At 64.5% G+C, this 21,314-nt stretch carries 21 protein-coding genes; 11 read left to right on the top strand and 10 right to left on the bottom strand.

The genetic code is table 11. The features are described from left to right. The first annotated feature begins 725 nt into the window (after positions 1–725). Positions 726–1,253, top strand: a complete 528-nt coding sequence (locus tag FEJ81_RS06180) for a hypothetical protein (protein WP_138244459.1) — start codon at positions 726–728, stop codon at positions 1,251–1,253. A gap of 113 nt (positions 1,254–1,366) precedes the next feature. Here FEJ81_RS06180 and larC read toward each other — a convergent pair whose 3' ends face one another. After that, a complete protein-coding gene (larC, locus tag FEJ81_RS06185; RefSeq protein WP_138244460.1) occupies positions 1,367–2,740 on the bottom strand; it encodes a nickel pincer cofactor biosynthesis protein LarC in 1,374 nt (457 codons plus the stop codon). Between the two features lie 216 nt (positions 2,741–2,956). On the opposite strand from larC, the gene FEJ81_RS06190 reads away from it, so the two are divergent. Beyond that, on the top strand, positions 2,957–5,188 hold the full coding sequence (locus FEJ81_RS06190; RefSeq protein WP_138244461.1) for a CDC48 family AAA ATPase: 2,232 nt from the start codon (positions 2,957–2,959) through the stop codon (positions 5,186–5,188). Positions 5,189–5,280: 92 nt separating this feature from the next. Here FEJ81_RS06190 and FEJ81_RS06195 read toward each other — a convergent pair whose 3' ends face one another. Further along, positions 5,281–6,345 (bottom strand): ATP-binding protein, encoded by a 1,065-nt coding sequence (locus tag FEJ81_RS06195; RefSeq protein WP_138244462.1) that lies wholly within the window; start codon positions 6,343–6,345, stop codon positions 5,281–5,283. Between the two features lie 74 nt (positions 6,346–6,419). Between FEJ81_RS06195 and FEJ81_RS06200 the strand changes: the two genes are divergently transcribed. The 3 genes from FEJ81_RS06200 (at position 6,420) to FEJ81_RS06210 (ending at position 9,523) form a co-directional block, all read left to right on the top strand. Next, positions 6,420–6,932 carry a DUF7382 domain-containing protein gene (locus tag FEJ81_RS06200; protein ID WP_138244463.1) on the top strand — a complete coding sequence of 171 codons (513 nt, stop codon included), beginning with the start codon at positions 6,420–6,422 and terminating at the stop codon, positions 6,930–6,932. Positions 6,933–7,043: 111 nt separating this feature from the next. Then, the gene (locus FEJ81_RS06205) at positions 7,044–8,354 is read left to right on the top strand and encodes a hypothetical protein (protein ID WP_138244464.1); all 1,311 of its coding nucleotides are present in this window, start codon (positions 7,044–7,046) and stop codon (positions 8,352–8,354) included. Continuing rightward, complete coding sequence (locus FEJ81_RS06210) at positions 8,351–9,523, top strand: TrkA C-terminal domain-containing protein (RefSeq protein ID WP_138244465.1); 1,173 nt, start codon at positions 8,351–8,353, stop codon at positions 9,521–9,523. The genes FEJ81_RS06205 and FEJ81_RS06210 overlap by 4 nt, the downstream gene beginning before the upstream one ends. A 30-nt stretch (positions 9,524–9,553) precedes the next feature. Here FEJ81_RS06210 and FEJ81_RS06215 read toward each other — a convergent pair whose 3' ends face one another. Together FEJ81_RS06215 and FEJ81_RS06220 are read right to left on the bottom strand one after the other, a co-directional pair. Next, on the bottom strand, positions 9,554–11,803 hold the full coding sequence (locus tag FEJ81_RS06215; protein ID WP_138244466.1) for an AAA family ATPase: 2,250 nt from the start codon (positions 11,801–11,803) through the stop codon (positions 9,554–9,556). 101 nt (positions 11,804–11,904) lie between these two features. Continuing rightward, positions 11,905–12,537 carry a helix-turn-helix domain-containing protein gene (locus tag FEJ81_RS06220; protein ID WP_138244467.1) on the bottom strand — a complete coding sequence of 211 codons (633 nt, stop codon included), beginning with the start codon at positions 12,535–12,537 and terminating at the stop codon, positions 11,905–11,907. Positions 12,538–12,623: 86 nt separating this feature from the next. Here FEJ81_RS06220 and FEJ81_RS06225 point away from each other — a divergent pair, with 86 nt between their 5' ends. Further along, positions 12,624–13,526, top strand: coding sequence for a ribonucleotide-diphosphate reductase subunit beta (locus tag FEJ81_RS06225; protein WP_138244468.1), 903 nt, complete (start codon positions 12,624–12,626; stop codon positions 13,524–13,526). 117 nt (positions 13,527–13,643) lie between these two features. Continuing rightward, positions 13,644–13,778, top strand: coding sequence for a DUF7128 family protein (locus FEJ81_RS24140; RefSeq protein WP_267877933.1), 135 nt, complete (start codon positions 13,644–13,646; stop codon positions 13,776–13,778). Between the two features lie 33 nt (positions 13,779–13,811). On the opposite strand, the gene FEJ81_RS06230 is transcribed toward FEJ81_RS24140, so the two are convergent. Continuing rightward, positions 13,812–14,057: a DUF7508 domain-containing protein gene (locus FEJ81_RS06230; RefSeq protein ID WP_138244469.1), complete on the bottom strand. Its 246-nt coding sequence runs from the start codon at positions 14,055–14,057 to the stop codon at positions 13,812–13,814. Next, a complete protein-coding gene (locus FEJ81_RS06235) occupies positions 14,057–14,488 on the bottom strand; it encodes a DUF5796 family protein (protein ID WP_138244470.1) in 432 nt (143 codons plus the stop codon). Before FEJ81_RS06235 ends, FEJ81_RS06230 begins: the two co-directional genes overlap by 1 nt. Positions 14,489–14,649: 161 nt before the next feature. On the opposite strand from FEJ81_RS06235, the gene FEJ81_RS06240 reads away from it, so the two are divergent. The 3 genes from FEJ81_RS06240 to FEJ81_RS06250 all read left to right on the top strand — a co-directional run bounded on the left by FEJ81_RS06240 (position 14,650) and on the right by FEJ81_RS06250 (position 16,453). Next, positions 14,650–15,522 (top strand): shikimate kinase, encoded by an 873-nt coding sequence (locus FEJ81_RS06240; RefSeq protein WP_138244471.1) that lies wholly within the window; start codon positions 14,650–14,652, stop codon positions 15,520–15,522. Next, positions 15,519–15,854, top strand: a complete 336-nt coding sequence (locus FEJ81_RS06245; protein WP_138244472.1) for a chorismate mutase — start codon at positions 15,519–15,521, stop codon at positions 15,852–15,854. The genes FEJ81_RS06240 and FEJ81_RS06245 overlap by 4 nt, the downstream gene beginning before the upstream one ends. A gap of 194 nt (positions 15,855–16,048) precedes the next feature. After that, complete coding sequence (locus FEJ81_RS06250; RefSeq protein WP_138244473.1) at positions 16,049–16,453, top strand: hypothetical protein; 405 nt, start codon at positions 16,049–16,051, stop codon at positions 16,451–16,453. An 80-nt stretch (positions 16,454–16,533) separates the two neighbouring features. On the opposite strand, the gene FEJ81_RS06255 is transcribed toward FEJ81_RS06250, so the two are convergent. The 3 genes from FEJ81_RS06255 to FEJ81_RS06265 all read right to left on the bottom strand — a co-directional run bounded on the left by FEJ81_RS06255 (position 16,534) and on the right by FEJ81_RS06265 (position 17,720). Next, the gene (locus FEJ81_RS06255; protein ID WP_138244474.1) at positions 16,534–16,887 is read right to left on the bottom strand and encodes a type II toxin-antitoxin system PemK/MazF family toxin; all 354 of its coding nucleotides are present in this window, start codon (positions 16,885–16,887) and stop codon (positions 16,534–16,536) included. Beyond that, positions 16,884–17,123, bottom strand: a complete 240-nt coding sequence (locus FEJ81_RS06260) for a hypothetical protein (protein ID WP_138244475.1) — start codon at positions 17,121–17,123, stop codon at positions 16,884–16,886. The genes FEJ81_RS06255 and FEJ81_RS06260 overlap by 4 nt, the downstream gene beginning before the upstream one ends. A 201-nt stretch (positions 17,124–17,324) precedes the next feature. After that, a complete protein-coding gene (locus FEJ81_RS06265) occupies positions 17,325–17,720 on the bottom strand; it encodes a CopG family ribbon-helix-helix protein (RefSeq protein ID WP_138244476.1) in 396 nt (131 codons plus the stop codon). Between the two features lie 103 nt (positions 17,721–17,823). Between FEJ81_RS06265 and FEJ81_RS06270 the strand changes: the two genes are divergently transcribed. Further along, on the top strand, positions 17,824–18,687 hold the full coding sequence (locus FEJ81_RS06270; protein WP_138244477.1) for a sulfite exporter TauE/SafE family protein: 864 nt from the start codon (positions 17,824–17,826) through the stop codon (positions 18,685–18,687). A 95-nt stretch (positions 18,688–18,782) separates the two neighbouring features. Here the strand turns inward: FEJ81_RS06270 and FEJ81_RS06275 are convergent, their stop codons facing one another. Further along, on the bottom strand, positions 18,783–21,314 hold the full coding sequence (locus FEJ81_RS06275) for an efflux RND transporter permease subunit (RefSeq protein ID WP_138244478.1): 2,532 nt from the start codon (positions 21,312–21,314) through the stop codon (positions 18,783–18,785).

Consider the following 21,314-nt stretch of genomic DNA (forward strand, 5'->3'; position numbering starts at 1 on the left):
AGTTCGTGAGCGTCTCGTTGTGTTGGAATTCATTGAGCGTTTGATCTGTATCGTGATGGTCTTTCGTTTCTGAGTCTCTGCGACGCAAACCATCCTATCCGCAAGAGTACCTTTGTTATCGACAGGTTGGGAACCGTATGAACCGGCCTATGGAACCGAAGGCGACTGCTTACCGAGAGAAATCAGTGACTTCGGCGGGGTGTCCCGGAACTATGGGCCGCGACCGAAACCATCTTATATCTGATCCGTTCCGATCGTACCGACAGATAACTAAACCAGTCCGGACGGTCGCGGATCGATTACCGTTTCGGGAATCGAAGTCAAGTATTAGCGGCTCATAGCCGATCAGCAACCGTTTCACAGCAGACATTTCGGGGACGGTGGGCCGAACGGTGGGCCCCTGAAACCGCAGGCCATCGACTCAATAGGGTCGTCGAAACGACGACAGTTTCCGCCGACAGTCAGTGAACGATCCGCCTGAGTCGATAAGCGGTCCGATCAGGCCCTCTAATGCCGCGATTCGCCTCGAAACCGTTTGCCGGGTTCAAATGGGATACTGGTATGAGTAGCGACTGGGCAACGCGCCACAGCGGGAGACCGGGAGGAGACAGCCAGTCTCGTGCCGAGCGATCGGCTGTCAGACGAGGAGGTTCCCTCCTCGAGGGGTCCTCTCGTTGTGGTTGACACGCGTGGTGCCCGACTGCAACACGGTGACCGAAACCAATATGAAACGCGCACTCACGCTCGCACTGACGGTAGCAGTGATCGGCGGCCTCGCCTTTATGGGGGCTGCTGGAACAGCGGCGGCACAGGCAAACGAAACTGACGACGGGTTCGATTACGATCCGGACTTCGACGTCGATCAAGACGCCGACGCGGACACGACGATAACCAACGAGCAGAGCAACAGTAACTCGCAGACGCAGGCCGCGTCCTCCTACAGCAGCTCGGACAAGAGCACCGCTGAGACGTCCGCCGTGCAGAGCCAGGACGTCTCACAGGCGAACTCCAACAGCGTCGAGGACGTGGAGACGACCGCCTCGAACGATAACGAGATCGATGCTGACGTTGAGGACGTCAACACCGGCGACACCGATGTCAACGTCGGCGCCGGCGACGACGGTGCTGACGGGAACGCCACTGATGGCGACAACGGCAACGTGACCGACGATGACGATCTGACCGACATCAGTGACACCCTCGATAGCATCCTTGGGGAGCTCGAAGCGGGCCTCAACGTCACCCTGGGTTAATTAATCTGCTTCAGTAATTCCGTTCTACTTTTTTCGCGATCACGTCCCGTACTCAACGACGAACTGTCTCGAGTTCGATTTCTGGCAGTATCATGGCTGGCACACTGAGTCCATTATCCAGTGAGCGAGGAGTTCACGACTCGCTCAGCCTCGCGAAGTACATCTCGAGTCGCTAATTCCGTCTCTCGAGCGACCGCTTTTGCATCGTCGTACTCCGCGCTCACGTCGTAGACCTCGCCGTCGGCGTCGCTGGCGATCTTCACGGTGACCTCGTACCCCTCGCCGTCGATCTCGAGTGTCGCGGTCTCAAATTCACGATTCGCGATCCAGCGATGCGTAACACCGGCGTCACGGACCCCGAGCGTCCCGGTCTCCTCGGCCAGCGCTCGAGCGACCCGCTCTCGGTCCGCCGGCTTGCAGATAACCTTCACGAGGTGGCCCGGGCGGGACTTTTTCATCGTCGCGGGGAGGATCGAAACGTCTCGCGCGCCTGCGTCCGCGAGCGTGTCGTGAAGTCCACCCAGCACTTCGGGGGTCGCGTCGTCGAGGTTCGTCTCGAGGACCGCGATATCGTCCTCGACCAGTTCCCCGCCGCTCTCGGCGCTTCCCACCAAGACGCGGAGCACGTTCGGGTGGGGATCGAGGTCGTAGCCGCCCGCGCCGTTGCCCGCAGCCTCGAGGTCCAGTGCGGGCAGCGAGTCGACGCCGTCGGCGATGTGACCCAGAATCGCCGCACCGGTGGGAGTCAGGAGTTCCGCATCGACCGGGCCGCCGCACAGCGACCAGTCGGCCCGCTGTGCGATCTCGACGACCGCCGGCGTCGGCACGGGGTACTCGCCGTGGCTCATCGTCACCGTTCCGCCGCCGGTCGACAGCGGCGTGGTGACGACGCGGTCGGGCCCGATGTCGTGGAGCAACGCGACGGCACCGACCACGTCCGCGATCGCGTCGTCGGCCCCGACCTCGTGGAAGTGGATCTCCTCGAGATCCTCGCCGTGAACGCTGGCTTCGGCCTCGCCGAGCAGTTCGAAGACGGCGAGCGCGTCGCGTTCGACCGCCGGCTCGAGGTCCATCTCCGTGACGATGTCGCAGACCTCGAGGTAGCTGCGGTGGGGCCCGTGGCCTTCAGCGGGGACCTCGTCGCCGTGCTGGTGAGTATCGTGGTTGTGGTCGTGGTCTCCATCGTGGTCGTGACTGTGGCCGTTCTCGTCGTGACTGTGGTCGTGGCCACCCTCGGATTCCTCGCGTGCGTGCTCGGTGTCTGAACCGTCGCCATCGTTCCCGCCGTCGACGTCCGCGTCCGTCAGGACCACGTCGACCGCCGTCGCGGCGATACCGCTCTTGTCGGCCGCGTCGATTCGATACTCCACCTCGAGGGCGTCGGTGACGGACTCTAAGGCGTCGGGGTCGGCACCGGCGTCGAGGAGGGCAGCGAGGATCATGTCACCGCTCGCACCCATTCGGCCGTCGAAGGCGAGGACTCGCATACCTCCGTTCCGGAGCGGAAGACGCAAAAAGCCACCTGTCCTAGTCCCCACGGACGCGGTGTCGATAGGGCCAAAACCAACCGATGCCGGTACATCTTTGTAGCGTCCGGTCCTACCCATGTGTGATAGCTACTAGCACAGGAAATGACTCACCCTAGCAAAAAACCTATCCGCGCACGTATCGGAGTCATTGACATCGCCGTCCATCCCTAAATCATGAACGAAGTCCAACTGGAGGTTGCGAAGGCATACCCGAACGACTCGGGTCGTGGTATCGCCCGACTCGACCCGGACACGCTGTTGCATTTGAAGCTGAGTCCGGGCGACATCATCGAGATCGAGGGTGCAGATACGACTGCTGCGAAGGTCTGGCGTGCAGACCGGCAGGACTGGAACACCGACACCGTCCGCATCGACGGCTTCACCCGCCAGAACGCGGATGTCGGTATCGGCGAGCGGGTCACGATCCGCAAGGCCGAAGCGACGAAAGCGGACAAGCTCACGCTCGCACCGCCGGAGGAGGCGTCGGTCCAGTTCGGCTCCGACGCCGCCGGCATGGTGAAACGCCAGATCCTCAAGCGCCCGGTCGTCGGCCGCGACATCGTTCCCGTGATGTCCTCGACGAACCATCCGTTCATGCGGTCGCCGGGGCAGGCGATTCCGCTGATCGCCGTCGAAACCGAACCCGAAGGGGTCGTCCTCATCACGGAAGACACCGATGTCGAACTCCGCGAGGAACCCATCTCGGGCTTCGAGAAGACCGGAGGCGGGATCACATACGAGGATATCGGTGGCCTGCAAAACGAGATCCAGCGGGTCCGGGAGATGGTCGAACTCCCGATGAAGCATCCGCAGATCTTCAAGAAGCTCGGCATCGAGCCGCCACAGGGCGTGCTCCTGCACGGCCCGCCGGGCACCGGGAAAACCCTGCTCGCCAAGGCCGTCGCCAACGAGACCTCCGCCAGTTTCTTCTCTATCGCTGGCCCGGAGATCATCTCGAAGTACTACGGCGAGTCCGAACAGCAACTCAGGGAGATCTTCGAGGACGCCACCGAGGAGTCGCCGTCGATCATCTTCATCGACGAACTCGACTCCATCGCGCCCAAACGCGAAGACGTCACCGGCGAGGTCGAACGCCGCGTCGTCGCCCAACTGCTGACGATGATGGACGGCCTCGAGTCCCGGGGACAGGTCATCGTCATCGCCGCGACGAACCGCGTCGATTCGGTCGACCCCGCACTGCGCCGCCCCGGCCGCTTCGACCGCGAGATCGAGATCGGCGTGCCGGACGAGACCGGCCGCGAGGAGATCCTGCAGATCCACACCCGCGGCATGCCGCTTTCCGACGATGTCAGCCTCGGACACCTCGCCGACGAGACCCACGGCTTCGTCGGTGCCGACATCGAGAGCCTGACCAAGGAGGCCGCGATGAAGGCGTTGCGACGCTACCTCCCCGAGATTGATCTCGACGAGGAGGACATCCCGCCGAGTCTGATCGATCGGATGATCGTCAAGCGCGAGGACTTCAGCGGCGCGTTGAACGAAGTCGAGCCCTCGGCGATGCGCGAGGTCCTCGTCGAACTCCCGAAGATTTCGTGGGACGACGTCGGCGGCCTACAGGATGCCAAAGACCAGGTTCAGGAGTCCGTCGAGTGGCCGCTCTCGAACCCAGAGCGGTTCGAGCGGCTGGGCGTCGATCCGCCGGCCGGCGTGTTGCTGTACGGCCCGCCGGGGACCGGGAAGACGCTGATGGCGAAGGCCGTCGCCAACGAGACCAACGCGAACTTCATCTCCGTGCGCGGCCCGCAGCTGCTCTCGAAGTGGGTCGGGGAGTCGGAGAAGGCCATTCGCCAGACCTTCCGCAAGGCCCGGCAGGTCTCGCCGACGGTCATCTTCTTCGACGAGCTCGACGCGCTCGCGCCGGGCCGGGGCGGTGAAACCGGCTCGAACGTCTCCGAGCGGGTCGTCAACCAGCTCCTGACCGAACTCGACGGCCTCGAGGAGATGGGCAACGTGATGGTCATCGGCGCAACCAACCGGCCGGACATGATCGACCCCGCACTGCTGCGCTCGGGCCGGTTCGACCGGCTGGTCATGATCGGCGAACCCGACGTCGACGGCCGCGAGCGCATCCTCGATATCCACACGCAGGACACGCCGCTGGCCGCGGACGTCACGCTACGGGAAATCGCCGAGATCACGGACGGCTACGTCGGCAGCGACCTCGAGTCGATCGCGCGCGAGGCGGCCATCGAGGCGCTGCGCGAGGACGAGGAGGCCGACATCGTCGAGATGCGTCACTTCCGGCAGGCCATGGAGAACGTCCGGCCGACCATCACCGACGACATCCTCGACTACTACGAGCAGATCGAAGAGGAGTTCCAGGGCGGTACGAGCGGCGGTCCGGACCCGTCGGGTCGCCGCGGCAGTCGTATCGGCTTCCAGTAGTCGCAGGGATACGCGATCGTCTATCGCCGGTTCGATTTCGGTTTTCCGTTTTCAGTTTCCCGTTTTCGCTGCCGAGTAATCGTTCGTCCGTGTCATCCGCCACCGGACGCGCTGTCGCTCGCGCTCGGACTGTCGCCTCCGTGTGGCGTGTCGCGGGCCCGAATCCGTGCCGCGTGAACCGTCTCCGTCGCGTCGTCGATCACGACGACATCACCCGGAGACTCGGGCAAACGGTCCGCATCGGCCAGCGAGCCGTTCATGTACGTCGGCTGGGCGCTCTCGAGGGCCGCCAGATCCGCTCGAGCGGTCAGCCGGTGCGAGACGAGGATGTCCGACTGGGAGATGCCGACCTCGGGGACGGCGCTCGGGCGCTGTGTCGCGGCGACGAGACTGACACCGGGCGCGCGGCCGCGCGTGAGGATCGTCTCGAGGGCGGGTTCGGCGACGCCGTCGAAGAAGGTGTGGGCCTCGTCGAGCAGGAGCCACGGCAACCGATCGATCGACCGGCGGATCCGGGCGCGGTACAGCGTCTCCGCGATCCCGCGACAGACGGCGTTCATCGGCGCGTCCGCAAGTCCCGAGACGTCGACGACTGTTACTTCCGCAGTCGCGAGATCGGCGGCCGCGAGTCCGTCGGCATCGAAGACGCCCCACGACTCGGCGAGGCGGAGGTGGTTTTCCGCGGCGCGCGTCGCGGCGCTCGAGGCGTCGGCCGACTCGAGGTGTGTCCGCATGCCGTCGATGGTCGATTCGGCCTGTGCGGCCTGCCAGAGCAGTCCGCCAGCGCCGCTCTCCGGCGAGAGCCCGAGCAGCGTACACCACGATCGGGGATCGAGCGAGTCGGGCGCGACGGCCGGGTCGTCGATCACGCGTGCGGGGACCGCGTCGCCGGTAGCAGGCTGTGACAGCGTGTCGAACGCACCCATCGGATCGACGATCACGGGTGCGACGCCGCGCGATCGCGCGAGCCCTTCTGCGATGACGCCCATCGTGTAGGATTTCCCGTAGCCGCGCTTGCCGACGAGCAACACCGCGTGGGGGGAGTCCAGATCGAGGTGGATGGCCGCGCCGTCGCTCCCGTCGAGCGCGCGGTAGGCGCCGAGGCGACAGATCGGTCCGTCGGCGGGGGCGGCGTCGCGACCGAGTACGAAACTCACGGGCCGACTTCCCGCGGCTTCGTATTTGAACCCGCGATCCAACGTTTAAGACGGAAGGCGGGGCCAAGCGGGGCGTGACTTCGAAACGGACCGACTCGGATTCGACGGACAGGAGGGACGGCTCGCGGTCGTTCGCTCGAGATGACCGCGCGATCGAGGGGTTGCCGATTCGGCTGGTGATCGCACTGGTCGTCGGCGTCGCGGCGCTGGCGATCATGCTGAACATGCTCGGCGGGATCGGCAGCGTCGGTGACACGGAGGTAACCGTGAAAATCGCCGACGACGATCAGGTGATCGAGGCCGACGCCACCGGATCGAGCGCGGAAGTGAACGCGTACGCGATCGACGAAAACGGCAACAACGTCTCGGACGCGACGATCGTTGCCACCGCCGATTCCGCACAGCTCGACGGCGTGCTCGACGAATCCACCGGTGACGATAATCACGCGGCACTGGATTTCGACGGCAGCCAGAGCCTCCGCGCGGACCAGGACATGGGAGCGATCCAGTTGGAGGTCATCCCGCCCTCGGACAGCAACTACATCGACGAACAACCGAACCCGGACATCCGCGTCGTCTCCCGCTGAGACCGTGACGCCACGCTATTCAGCCGCGATCGCGGTCCGGCGTACCGCACCGCGCCGACACCGAACGCCGGGTCGACGCCGAACGCACCGCCGCCGCGGGCTCGAGCGACCATGATCGGGACGACGACCGAACTCATCACCGGACTGGCGTTCGGGCTGGTCTTCGGCATCGGCCCCGCGATCATCGTCGGACTCCTCGGGGCCGCGTTTCACCATCGCGGATCGACGCTTCCGTGGCCCGGCACCGTCGCGATCGCGCTGTCGCTGACCGGACTCAACGCCGCCGTCGCGGGTGTGCTCGAGACCAGCGCACGATCATCGGCGCGGCTGGCGATCGGGGCCGCCGCGGTCTGTCTGCTCGCAGTGTACGCCGTCAGTCAGGGCGAACGCGCCGCGACGGAGCTACCGATCGGAATCGAACGGCCGGTCCTCCGGCGGCGAGCCCTCTCCGCCGAAGCTATCGATTCGATCGACGCGACGGGACAGGTGACGATCCGCACGACGGGGGCGGTTCGCAGTCTGGACGGCTACCCGTCGCTCTCGCCCGACTTGCGGGCGACGCTCGAGGCGGACTCGTGGCGGCTCCCCGCTGACCTCCCGCTCTCGGCGATCGAGACCCGACTCGAGACGCGGCTCCGAACCGAGTACGCACTGGCCGCGGTCTCGGTGTCGATCGACGGCCGCGGTCGGGCGACCGTCGCCGCGGCACCGCCCTCGGGCGGCGATTCGACGGCCGTCCCCGACGGGTGGCGCGCCGTCTCGATCGACGCGCTCCTGCCGACGGGACTGGCACCCGGCGACGATGTCGCGGTTCACGTTCCGGACGAGGCAGTTCGGGGGACGGTTCTGAGCAGTGATCGGAGGGGTCCGACGGGACCCGGCGGCCGGACCGAGACCGAACCGGGAGTCGAGCGCGGCACGCGGCTCGACGCGAGGGGGCGACCGACCGCCGAAACGGCCGGCGGCGACGGGCGCGTCACCGTCGCCGTTCCGTCCGCCGGCGCCGACGCGTTGCTCGCCGCCGAGCGCGCTCGAATCGTCGTCCCCGCCGGCGGTACGGACGCCGACCGCGAGGCGATCTCTCGACTCGAGCGGGCCGACTACTCGATCCGTCGCGCCTCGTTCGGAGCGATCGAGACGGCCCTCGAGTCAGTCGATGACGTGACCGACGACGAACTCCATATCCTCGCGGCGACCCGTCGCACCGAGATCGAAATCGATACCGAGGAAACGGCAGCGACGAGTGCCGAGACGATAGCCGACCGCGAGACGTGGGCCGTTGACCCCGAGGAAGAGGACCTCGAGGACGGGGACGACGTGTTCGTCGCCGGCGAGCGAACGACGGTGAAACGAGCGCTCGACGCGGCTCGCGACTCGAAGTCGGGTCCGAACACGACTGTGGAGACGGAGGTGCGACCGTGACGGGAGTCGTCGTTTTGCAGGCGGTCGTGACCGAGTGGACCGAAACGGCGCTGGTCAACGTTCTCGGGTTCGCCCTGCTCGCCGGCATCACGGCGACGATAGTCGCGTTCGGCTACCGCGCCACCAGCGCTCGAGTCGCCCCGGTCGGCGCCGGCGTCTTCGCCGGCCTCGCCGTCGTCGCGGGTTGGCTCAACGCAGTCGGTCTCGGGCACGCGACGGTTATCGACCAGACGCCGCTCGTCCATCACGCGACCGCCGCGTACTTCCTCGGTGCGATCGCCGTCAGTGCGGGAACCGCCGAGGGCGGGCGTCGGATCGGCGACCGGTTCGCCTGCGACGTCTTCGATATCGATCGACTGGCGGCCGCTGGCGAGGGCGCGTCACTCGTCCGATCGGCGCGGCGACCGACGCCGATCGAGTTACCCGAACGGATCGGCGATGTCGACGGCTATCCGGCCGCCGACGCGGCGACCAAACGCGACCTCGCCGGGCGGACGGTGCTGGTTCCCCAGTACCGCGACGCGTCGACCCTCAAGTCGCGGCTCTCGAGCCGCCTCGAGCGGGATTACGACATCGACCACGTCTCGATCACGGTCGGAGACGACGGCGGGATCGAGCGCCTTGCGGTCGGTCGACAGCGAACCGGACTCGGGTCGACGCTTCCGGACGGCACTGCCGCCACCGCGATCCGCGCCACTCCGTCGCCGACCGCCAGCGCCGGCGATCCGATCGAGGTCTGGGCGGCCGGGGACGACGGCGACTCGAGTCGGCTCGTCGCAACTGGGACGCTGCGGGCCGCGACCGGTGCCGTCGCGACGATAACCGTCGATGCCGACGCTGTCGACGAGTTCGGAGGCGGATTCGGAGCCGACTCGAGGTATCGCCTGGCGACGCGGTCGGTGTCGCCGGACGACGGCTACGGATTCGTGTCCGTGCTCCGCGCCGCCGACGAGACGGTGCGCTCGGTGACGGTCGCAGAAGATGACCCGATCGACAACGAGTTCGTCGGCTGGCTCTCGGGGACCGTCCTCCTCGCGGTACGCGACGGCAACGCGATCCCGTTTCCGAACGAAAACGAGACCGTGCAGGACGGCGACCGGCTCTTTGTCATGGGCACCCCCGCAGAACTGGAGCCGCTGTCGGCGAACGAGCCGGGGTCGGCAGCGTAATAGATCCGGACGAGTGCCGAATCGGCTGTGTCAGGCCCGATTCACGTCATCCGTCTCGTCTCGAGCGGCCTCGATGTGATGGCGCTCGATGCGAACCGTCGACGCCTTCTCGTTGGCCGCTTCGGGACCGTACTCGCTCGCGACCTCGCGGATCGCCCGCATCGAGGCGTTCCTGATCAGGGCCTCGAGGTCGGCCCCGGTGTAGCCCTCGAGTTCGCCCGCGAGTTCGGCGATGTCGACATCGTCGTCGAGCGGTTTCCCCTGTGCGTGGACCTCGAGGATCTTCTCGCGGGCCTCGAGATCGGGCTCGCCGACGAAGACGTGGGTATCGAGCCGACCGGGCCGGAGCAGCGCGGGATCGATCTGGTCCTTGCGGTTGGTCGCGGCCAGCACGACGAGGTTGGGGTTCTCCCGCATCCCGTCGAGTTCAGTCAGAAGCTGCGAGACGACGCGTTCGGTGACCTCGTGGCCGTCGCCTCGAGCGGCCGCGATGGCGTCGATCTCGTCGAAGAAGACGATCGACGGGGCCGACTGGCGGGCGCGCTCGAACACCTCGCGGATCGCCTTCTCGCTCTCACCGACGTAGCGGTCGACGATCTCGGGACCGTCGACGCGGACGAAGTTAACGTCGGTTTCGCCCGCGAGTGCGCGTGCGAGTAACGTTTTTCCGGTTCCGGGCGGGCCGTACAGGAGGACGCCGGACGGCGGATCGGTGTTCGTCTCCTCGAAGAGCCGGTCGTAGGTCAGCGGCCACTCGACCGACTCGCGGAGCGTCTGTTTAGCCGTCTCCAAGCCCCCGACATCGGAGAAATCGGTGGTCGGGGACTCGGCGACGTACTCGCGCATGGCCGAGGGTTCGACGGCCGCGAGCGCGGTATCGAAGTGGGTTTTCCGAACCATCGGATTCCGGTTCCACGTTCGCTGCTCATCGGTATCGGTCGGCCGGTCGCGAATCGCGGCCATCGCGGCCTCGCTCGCGACGGCGTCGAGATCCGCCCCGACGAAGCCGTGGGTTCGCCGCGCAATTGCGTCGATGTCCACGTCGTCGGCCAGTGGCATCCCGCGAGTGTGTACCTCGAGGATCTCTCGGCGACCCTCCTCGTCGGGGACGCCGATCTGGATCTCGCGGTCGAACCGGCCGCCCCGGCGGAGCGCGGGATCGATCGCGTCGACGCGGTTGGTCGCGCCGATGACGATGACCTCGCCGCGGGCGTCGAGACCGTCCATCAGGGTCAGCAGTTGGCCGACGATCCGGTTTTCGGCGTCACCCTCGTCGTCGCGGGTGCCGGCGATCGAGTCGATCTCGTCGAAGAAGATGATCGTCGGCGCGTTCGCTTCGGCCGTCTCGAACACGTCGCGGAGCCGCTCCTCGCTCTCCCCCTTGTACTTCGACATGATCTCCGGTCCCGAGATCGTCTCGAAGCGGGCATCGACCTCGTTGGCGACCGCGCGGGCGATCAAGGTCTTGCCCGTGCCCGGCGGGCCGTACAGGAGGACGCCCGACGGCGGTTCGACGCCGAGTCGCCGGAACAGTTCCGGCTCCGACAGCGGGAGTTCGATCATCTCGCGGACCTGCTCGAGTTCCTCGTCTAACCCGCCGATGTCCTCGTAGGTGACTCCGGAGCTCGGACTGGGTTCGGGCTCGTCGGCCGCGACCTCGGAGCCGGAGTCGGTCGCGGTCGGCGTACCCGTCGATTCGCTCGATCGATGGCTGCGGCCGCCGGCTCCGGAGCCACTCGAGGTCGCGGTGTCGCCCGGTCCGACTTCGGCGTCGACGATGCGGATCGTCGTCGCGTCCGTGATTCGAACGTCGCCGTCCGGGTCCGTGTCGGTCACCCTGAACGGCTGTTGATCGATCCCCTCGATCCGGACCTGTTCGCCGGCGCGAACCGGCCGGTTGCGCAGTTTCTCCGTCGCTTCGCTCTCGGCGGCTCGCCGCTGGCGATCGGGGAGCCCCGGCGGCGCGACCAGCGTGACCCGGTCGGCGTCGGTAATGGTCGACTTGTCTTTCGCTCTGACGGAGACCGTATCGCCGACGTGGACGCCGGCATTGGCCCGCGTGTCTCCGTCTATCTGTACCGCGTTCTCGGGGACCGACTGGTCTGCGGGCCACATCTTGGCGACGGTCGTCTCGTCGCCCTCGATCACGACGGTATCGCCGCTGAGAATACCGAGCTGTCGCCGCGCCGGTTCGGGGATCCGCGCGACGCCCCGGCCGGCGTCTCCCTTCTCCGCAGCCCGAACCGACAGCGTCACGCCGTCCGATTCCGACGAACTCATACCCGTTCCTTTCGCGTCGGTCGCCTTGAGAATTGTCCCATCGCCGGCGGTCGGCACTCGTCGGGAGCGTTTGCCGACGATCGAGACCGGACTCGAGTCGATTACAGCGCGTTCTCGAGGAGCCGATCGATGCCGCGTCGCAGCCGTTCGGAGGCCGAGGGTGCCGAAATCCCCAACCGGTCGCCGATGTCTTCGGTCGACGCTGCCCGCGGAACCTCGAAATAACCCGCTTCGCGGGCCGCGACCAGCGCATCGTACTGCTCGCGGGTGAGTCCGAACGGCGGGTCGTCCGACGACGATTCCCGGGTGAGTCGCTCGAGTTTGAACGTTCCGCCCCGGTCCGTACAGAACGCGCGGTACTCCGCGAGCGCCTCCCTGTCCGGGAACCGCGCCCGCGCCCACCAACCGTCGACGGTCACGACCCCGCCCAGCGGCGTCGTTCCGAGTTCGACGTACTTCCGATAGATCGGCAGCGGCGGGTCCCGGAGCCTGATCCGATACATCGTGCCCTCGGCTCGCTCGTCTATCCGCCGATAGGTCTCGACCGTCGGATCGTCCGCGAGCGCCGCGGTGAAGCCGTCGGCACGCTCTGCGGTCCGGCAGAGAACGACCGGGCGGTCGGGATCGACGACGAGGATCCGTTCGATGTAGAGTGTGATGTCGGGAACGGCCGACACCGCGTCCGTCAACGGTAGATCCGGAGAGTTGAGCTGGAACTCCGCGATGAGGCCCATACGTTCCCTTTCGTGCGACGGGACTTAAACACCCTTATGGATTAGATACAGGTTGATCGGGAACCGGCGCATATGTTCGGCTAAGCATGGACCCCGACGACCAGCCACCGATGCAACTCGAGACGACGGTTCGATCGTACAACTACTACCGCAACGCGGTCGAGAAACACTGGGATCCACACGAGGTCGACCTCGAGGCGGACCGCGAGGGGGTCACCGACCTCCCCGAGCCGGCCTTTCGGGGACTCAAGCAGTCGCTCGCGCTGTTCGGCGCGGGCGAGGAGTCGGTGACGGAGGACCTCTCGCCGCTGGCTGTCGTCCTCGAGGACATCGGCGATCAGATGTTCATCACGACGCAGCTCTACGAGGAGTCCAAACACACCGACTTCTTCGACCGCTACTGGCGCGAGGTGGTCCGTCCGGAAGAACAACGTCGCGGGCAGGACCTCACCTCGCCGACCGACGAGGCGTGGTTCAACGAGCCCTACGACGAACTGTTCGAGCGCAACGAGCGGGCGATGGCGCGACTCCTCGAGGAGGACACGCCGGAGAACCGCGCGAGGGCCTACTGTCACTACCACCTGACGATCGAAGGGATCCTGGCCCAGACCGGCTACTACGGGCTCACCCTCGCCTACGGTGAGAACGAACCCGAACTGCCCGATCTGCCGGGACTGGTCGAGGGGCTCAAACTGGTCCGCAGCGACGAGGGACGCCACGTCGGCTTCGGGATGGCGAAACTCAAGTCGCTCGTCAGCGAGGGCGAGGTCGACCCCGACCTGCTCCGCGAGACGATCGACGAACTGGTGCCGCTCGTCCAGGAGAGCCTGGCCGGCGACGACGGGGCCAGCACCGAGGCGGGGCCCGGCCCGAGCCCGTCCGATCTGGCCGACTACGCGTACACGAAACACGAACAGCGGATGCAACAGATCACCAGCGCGAGCGAGGCGATTCCGGACGTCGAGGAACTGACCGAACTCGACGCCTGACGACGGCGGTTCGCGACGCGCCGTCGGACTCGATCACAGACGGCTCCAACTCGAGGGTCGACCTCGGCTGCAGCGACCGGAGAAACGCCTTTTGTCGTCCGTGTACCATCGTCTAGCATGGTAGTCCAGACAGAACGCGACGACACTACCTGGTACGAGTGTGAGACCTGCGGACTACTCTTCGACGAGCAGTCGGAGGCGTCCGAACACGAACAGCGGTGTGACGGCTCCGATCCGACGTACATTCAGTGAGCCGACCGACCCCGACCCCACCCCGCGAGCCGGTCACTCGAGTCGCTCGCGGTGCTCGTCGGCGAGTTCGCTGGCCTGCTCGAGCGTATGTGTCTCCGTCCAGCGGACGCGGTCGCCGTCGCCGTAGGCCAGCGCGGTCTTGAGTTCGTCCCGGAGGACGCCGTGGTCGACCGCGAGCACCGTCCCTGATCCGTCGCCGAGTTCGTAGACGCCGGGCCGGTCCGGCGCGGCGGCGACCGTCTCCCGATTGAGGTCGCGCCAGGGTTTCTGTAACGGCATCAGTCGGCGCTCTCGACGAGTTCGTAGGCGTGCTCGCTCATCTCGTCCTCCGCGAAGACGAAGACGCGGCCGTCGACGAGCGAGAGGTCGGCCTCGACGCGGATCGAATAGGCCTCCGTGGCGACGGTCACGCCCGGGAACAGTTCCTCCTCGTCGTCGCGATCGAGCATCACGCGACCGACGCCGGTCGTCTCGAGGATGTCGTCGTGGGTGTTCCGGTCGTTTACGTAGGTCATGACGCCCTCGACGCCGTCGGGATCGGTGACGAGGACGTGGACTTCCTTGCCCGGCGGGGTCGAGAGGGAACCATCGACGGGTTCGGGCGGTCCGTGGTAGAATACCTCCCGGCCGTCGTGGTACTCGACGACCACGCCACCGTCGACGAAGTCGACGCCGATCGTACTGGGGGCGACGTTGTTGCGCGCGCTCATGTGCGTTCGTTCGGTCGGATCGGGGAAAAGCGGTGTGTTCCAGTCGCCGGTTCGTCTGTTATCTGATCGAGTCGTTTGCCGTCGCCCGCGGACCGTAACGCCCGGCGACCCGATTCGCCGAGACCGTCAGCCGTAAATACGCGGTCTGAGTCGCTTGTGGTATGGATGGCCGTGCTGTCGCCCCCGCAGCCGGGACGATACTCAACGCGCTCGCGACCGGCACCGGGTCGGCCTTCGCGATCGACCTCGAGACGACGGCAACCGTCGAACTCACGAGTGACAGCGATATCGTCGGTGACATCGCCGGCCGGCCCGACGCCGACGCGACGCTCATCGAGCGCTGCGTCGAACTGACGGTCTCGGAGTACGCCGACGCGGCCGGACTGGACGAGACGGACGTGGGCGCTCGCGTCCGCACCGAAAGCGAGATTCCGATGGCCGCCGGCCTGAAGAGTTCGAGCGCCGCGGCCAACGCGACGGTGCTCGCGACGCTTTCCGCCCTCGAGGTCGCCGACTCGGTCGAGCGGATCGAGGCCTGCCGACTCGGCGTCCGGGCCGCTCGCGACGCCGGCGTAACCGCCACCGGCGCGTTCGACGACGCCAGCGCGAGCATGCTCGGCGGCGTGACGGTGACCGACAACGCGACCGACGCGTTGCTCGCCCGCGAGGAGATCGACTGGACGGCGTTAGTCTACACCCCGCCCGAACAGTCCTACAGCGCCGACGCGGACGTGTCGGCCTGCAAGCGCGTCGCCCCGATGGCCCGACTCGTCGAGGAACTCGCGCTCGACGGCCGCTACGGCGAGGCGATGACCGTCAACGGCTTCGCCTTCTCGGCCGCACTCGAGTTCCCGACCGGGCCGATGATCGAGGCCCTGCCCGACGTCGCCGGCGTCTCGCTGTCCGGAACCGGACCGAGCTACGTGGCCGTCGGGGAGCGGGAATCGCTCGAGGCAGTCGAGCGACGGTGGGACGAACGCGACGGAACGACACGATTACTGCAGACGCGAACGGACGGTACCCAAACGACATGACTCGAGAGCCAACGGACACAGCGACGGACGGTGGAATCGACGAGGAGGAACGCACGCCTGAGGAGATGGACCTCGACGAACTGCGCGAGGAGATCCGGACGATCGATCAGGAGATCGTCGAACTGATCGCCCAGCGAACGTACGTCGCGGACACGATCGCGGCGGTCAAGGACGAACAGGGGCTGCCGACGACCGACGAGAAACAGGAACAGCAGGTCATGGACCGGGCGGGCGACAACGCCGAACAGTTCGACGTCGACGCGAATCTGGTCAAGGCGATCTTCCGGCTGTTGATCGAACTGAACAAAGTAGAGCAAAGGGATAGTAGATAGCACTAAGCGAGTTTCTGAGCGCGTTTAACGCCCGACAAGCGATTAGAACTCTTCCGGTTGCTGTTCAGTTGGTTTGTATCGAATAGTTTGAGCAGTGGACCGATCACCGGAGCGAGTGGACACTACACGTGTTAATGTAGCGATGCGTTCTGTGGGTAGGAAAACATATGTGCGCACAGTCTGTGATCTTTCTTATGAATCAGACCTCCACTGAGAAGCACCCGTTACTGGGTGCTGACGAGTGGGCACGGATTCTTCGGTCGTTTCTGTTTTCGCTCGCTCTAACCCCGACATTGCTGTTGATTGAGCCTGCCCGACGGATTGTTTCGCTTGAGGCAACGCTAGCGGCTATTACAGTAGGTCTATTTCTCGGAATTGTGGCCGCCATTGGACTGGCCGATATCAACCATCAAGATGCCAACAGCGTGACGGCATCAATTGTAACCCTTGTTTGTATCTGTGGGGCCACCATCGCTGTGTGGTTGATTTTGCCCCACCAACATATCGGGACATTCCTTCAGTTTACAGTCGCGTTCATCTGGGCGATGCCCATTACTGAACTGTTGTATCATCGCCTCTTGGCACCCGAACCCAGCTAAGGGCACGATCACCTTCCTGATACACCCACACCCTATACTGAACGATACGTGCTTCACCTATACTGATCGCTGCAGATACGTCAGTTCAGTCCGAGGCTCAGTTTCAACGCTTCGTCCACTGCCTCCATCGACTCTCTATCGAGACTTCCAAGCACCGAGTGAATCCGTTTTTCGATGGAGACGACACGAATTTGATCGAGGCGAATCGAGGAATCTTTCTCGAACGGCGAGTCCACTGCTTCAATGAGAATCTCGAACGGATACCCCCGATATGTCCCCGTCGCAGGTGCAACGATAGTCGTACTAGCATTTTTATTCCCAACGTCGTTCTGGACGACTACCGCAGGACGAGTTTTCTTCATCTCGTGCCCTTCCGCAGGATCAAGCCGAACGATAACAACGTCGCCGCGACGAATTTCCGAGTCCTCGCTCATTTATCCAGCCCGTCCCACGCCTCGTCCGACGCGTCGTCCCACTCTTCTGCAAGTTCTTCTGCACTCCCAGAAGCTTCGCGGTAGGCGGCGGCCAGTTCGTCTTCGTTGGGATGGTCAGATTCTACCTCAACGACGGCGACGGTCACACGCTTGTTCGCGTACTCCGTTCCGAGATAGATTCGACCTCGGTCATCGGTCTCGTTAGTTCGTAGGTCCCGAGCATCCACTTTCGTCATGTTACCGACTTGGACCTACTGCTGAATAAATGTTACCCACTATTACCCACGACGGATATTTTCTGTGACTCGTACCATGGATTTCATCTACCTGAACAAGGTCGAGCAAAGGAACAAGAGATAGCACTAACCGGGTTACTACCACTTCTACCGGACGATATTGGGAGTAACATTCAATTGCTGTGTAGCTGGTTCGTGGGTTTACAACCCACTATCACGGATGACCATCACCTTCACGCGGCGCACACCATCGAAATCACGGAGACGGTACGTCAGTTCATGGACCCGCTCGGCAGAGCCTCGGCAGAATAGTGACTCGAGACACCACTCGCCTTGGTGAGTATGACTCGTATTGAGAATCACGTCCTGATACCCGTGCTGGACGGCGTGGAGTTCCTGTATCACTTCGTGGTGTCGATAATCGAAAGCGACGAGGGCAACGACCTCGCCAGTTGTCTCTTCGAGGCGAGTATGGGATTCGATATACTCCAGCATCGCCTCTCGGACGGCCCGCGACCGATTTTCGATTCCCTGTTCCGTCCACACCCGATCGAACTCCTCGACTACCTCGTCTGGGATGTTGAAACTCGTTCGCACGGCTACTGATTCGTCCTTCTTCTACAAGAGGGCCCGCGTATGACGATTCGTCCGATTCGGTATTAACAACCGTTATTCGCGTCCTCGGCGGAGTTCTCCGTAGATGTTACACGATGACGCGCTCGGGCTTCTCCTCGGGGCGGTCGCACTCGGTGCCGTTCACGGCATCGAACCGGGTCATGGCTGGCCCGTTGCCGCATCCTATGCGCTCGACCAAACGAACAAGTGGGCATACGGGTTCGCGGCGAGTTTCATCCTCGGCGTTGGCCATCTCGTCAGCAGTATTGCGATGGTCGGAGTGTTCTTCTACGCGAAGGAGTACTTCAATATCACACAAGTCAACGAGCCGATTACGATTCTCGGTAACATTCAAATCGGTGGCCCAGTTAGTCTCGTGGCTGGTGGCTTACTCATCGCGCTCGGCATTCGTGAGTACTCCCACGGACATTCTCACGGTAGCCACGATGCTAACCACGACTCCGATCACCACAACTCCGACCACGGACACTCGCATGACCACGAACACAACTCGGACGGGCACCACAGTCGCTCGCAGGAGCAAGGCCATTCACATGGTCACGGCCACGAGCACGATACCAGTGGACTGATTTCTCGGCTGAAGGGGATCGTTCCACTCGTCGGTGGGCACTCTCACTCCCACGATAACCACGACGAGGCCGCCGACCGGGGCCTCCTCGGTATCGCGTGGTTCGCTTTCGTTCTCGGGTTCGCCCACGAGGAGGAGTTCGAGATCATCGCGCTCTGTGCCGGGTCGAACTACTGCCTCGAACTGATGAGTGCATACGCCATCACCGTTATCGTGGGTATCGTCGGTCTGACGATGCTGTTGATTGCGGGCTATCAGCACTCCGAGGAGAAAGTCGAGCAGTATACGCCATACCTCCCGGCGTTCTCCGCAACCGTCCTCATCATCATGGGTGTCGGATTTATCAGTGGTCTATTCTAAGGTCAAATCGTTCCATCTGTCTCTCTGGTGGAGATCACCTACTTGAACAAAGTAGAGCAGCGCGAGAACCGATCCGCCGTTGGGACTCGAGTCGCCTAGTTCTTCCCTGTCAAGGAACGAACCGACTCCCGCCACTGAATCTCTCCGAGCGGGCCGAACCGCCGCTCGAGGCGGTCCCAGACGACGATCGTCGACGGGAGCAGGAAGATCGACGTGAGATAGGCGTAGAAGATCCCCAGCGCGAGCAGGAGTCCGAACTCCATGATCATGGGGATCAACGCGAGGTACAACACGCCGAGTCCGCAGACGGTAGTGAGCATACTGCCGGTCAGGGCACCGCCGGTGCCGCGGACAGTCACCTGCAGGGCCTCGTGGACGTCGGCTCCCGCCTCGTATTCGTCGACGAACCGGTGCATGAAGTGGACCGTGTAGTCGACGCCGAGCCCGATCGAGATCGACAGGATCGGGGTGTTGATCGGCGACAGCGCGATTCCAAACAGGCGCATCGAGCCCGCCAGCATCGCGACGGTCACGAGGACCGGAACGAGGTTGATCACGCCGTAGACCATCCGCCCCTCGAGCCACCAGTACGACAGCATCAGGAAGACCGCAGTGAGGAGGAACGCGACGACCAGACTCTTGATCGCCGAGTCGCCGATGCGGTCGATGACAGCCTGATTGACTACCAATTCGCCCGTCGCCGTCGCGTCCATCTCCATCTCGTCTGCGACCGCCTGGGCGGCGTGGGTCGCGTCCGTCTGGTCAGCGTCGGAGTCGACCTGATACACGATGCGGGTCGAACTACGGTCGCTCGTGACGTACTGCTGGGCGGACTCTTCTTCGAGCAGTTCGTCGTAGACCCGGTCGATATCCCGGTTTGGAAGCCCATCGTGGTCCGAGTCGGTTTGCTTGACCGTTGCCGCGAACTCGGGGTCGGTCGACTTGCGCTGCTCGATCGTGCCGACGACGCTGTCCGCCTCCGCGCGCCGGTCGGTTTCCTTGAACGTCTCGGGCGGATTGGTAAGCGCCCGGTCGATGTCGCGGAGTCCGGCGGCCGATCTCACGTCCGGATCGTCAACATAGACGGTTACCGACCCCACGAGCCCCTGATCGAAGTCTTCCTCGAGGTAGTCGAGTACAGTCATGAACGTGTACTGACTGGGTGCGAGCGGTTCGGGAAACTGTTCGTACTGGGCGAGCCGATCCTCGTCCGGGAAGAACGCCTCCTGCGAGAACTCCGAATCGACGCCCGTGCCGTAGCCGGCTGCTGCCGCGCCGAAGACGAGCGCGCTCACGAGGATGATCGCGGGCGCGATCCGCGCGAGCGTTACCCCAACCGGAAGGATCCGACCGAGGACGGAGTCTTCGTTCCCCATCGGGCTCGTGCCGAACTTCGGGAATCGAGTCCCGTCGCGGAGCCGATCCAGTCCGACCTTCCCGGCCGGGAGGAAGACGCCGAAGATGAGGAAGGTAAACAGGATACCAACCCCGGCGACGATACCGAAGTCACGGAGCTGACCTATCGAACTCGTCAGGTTCGAGGCGAAGCCGATTACGGTCGTCATCGTGACGATCAGGAACGCACCCGTGAGCTGGCGCGTCGTGATACCCATGGCGTCGCCGATCGCCGCACCCGTCGCTCGCTCCTCGCGATAGCGGTTGATGATGTGGATTCCGAAGTCGATCCCGACGGCCAGCAGGAGCGGGAAGACCGTGATCATCATATCCGAGAACGGAATGCCAGCATAGCCCATGAACCCGAACGTCCAGAGCATCGTCATCATCAGCGCGGCCAGCCCGAGGGCGAGATCGATCGGGTCGCGGTAGGCGACGATCAGGAAGAACAGGATCAACACGAGCGCCGCCGGGAAGACGACGATCGCGGTGTCACCGAGCAACTGCAGCATCTCCTCTTCGATGATCGCGCTACCGAACACCTCGACGTTCTCGCCCGTTTCGTAGCCGTCGATATCGTTGGCTAACGCGGCCGTTTCCGACTGTAGCTCGGCCGTGTCGTCCGTGTCCGCGTTCGGCGGCGTATCGTAGGTGACCGCGATCTGAGCGACGTCTGCCTGTGCCGACTCACGGGTGAAGTCCGTACTCACCGGCAGCCCGGCGGCCTCGTCGGCGTCCGCGATAGCCCCTTCTAACTGCCGCTGAGAGGCGCGTTCGATGGCGCGTCGCTGCGTTTCGGGCGTGTCCGCCTCCGGATCGAGTTGCTGAGCGACGAGCGAGGCCGGACTCGTCGACGACTCGACCCTGAGCCCCGCATCGTTTTCCGCACGCTCCTGAAACTCGAGCATCCGGAGGAGGCTCTGCTTCGAGAGGGTGTTGCGTTCCTCGATGAACAAGCTCGCGGTCGAGCCGCCGCCCTCGCGGCCCTCCCGGGCGAAGTCGTCTTGCATGTCCTCGAGGGCCTGCTGTTCTTCTATCCCCTCCGTGAACTGGTCGGTTCCGGCCTGTTGCTCGCCGCCGCCGATTCCACCGACGAATAGGACGGTAACGACGGCAAAGGCGAGGACGACCCGCAACGGGTGGTCGGTGATCGCCGTATTGAGACGATCGGGAAGGGAGCGATCGCTCACCGCGGCGTCGTCCCGGTCGCGGATCTCATCGATATCGGGCAT

It is taken from the genome of Natrinema versiforme (assembly GCF_005576615.1).
Classification (GTDB): domain Archaea; phylum Halobacteriota; class Halobacteria; order Halobacteriales; family Natrialbaceae; genus Natrinema; species Natrinema versiforme_A.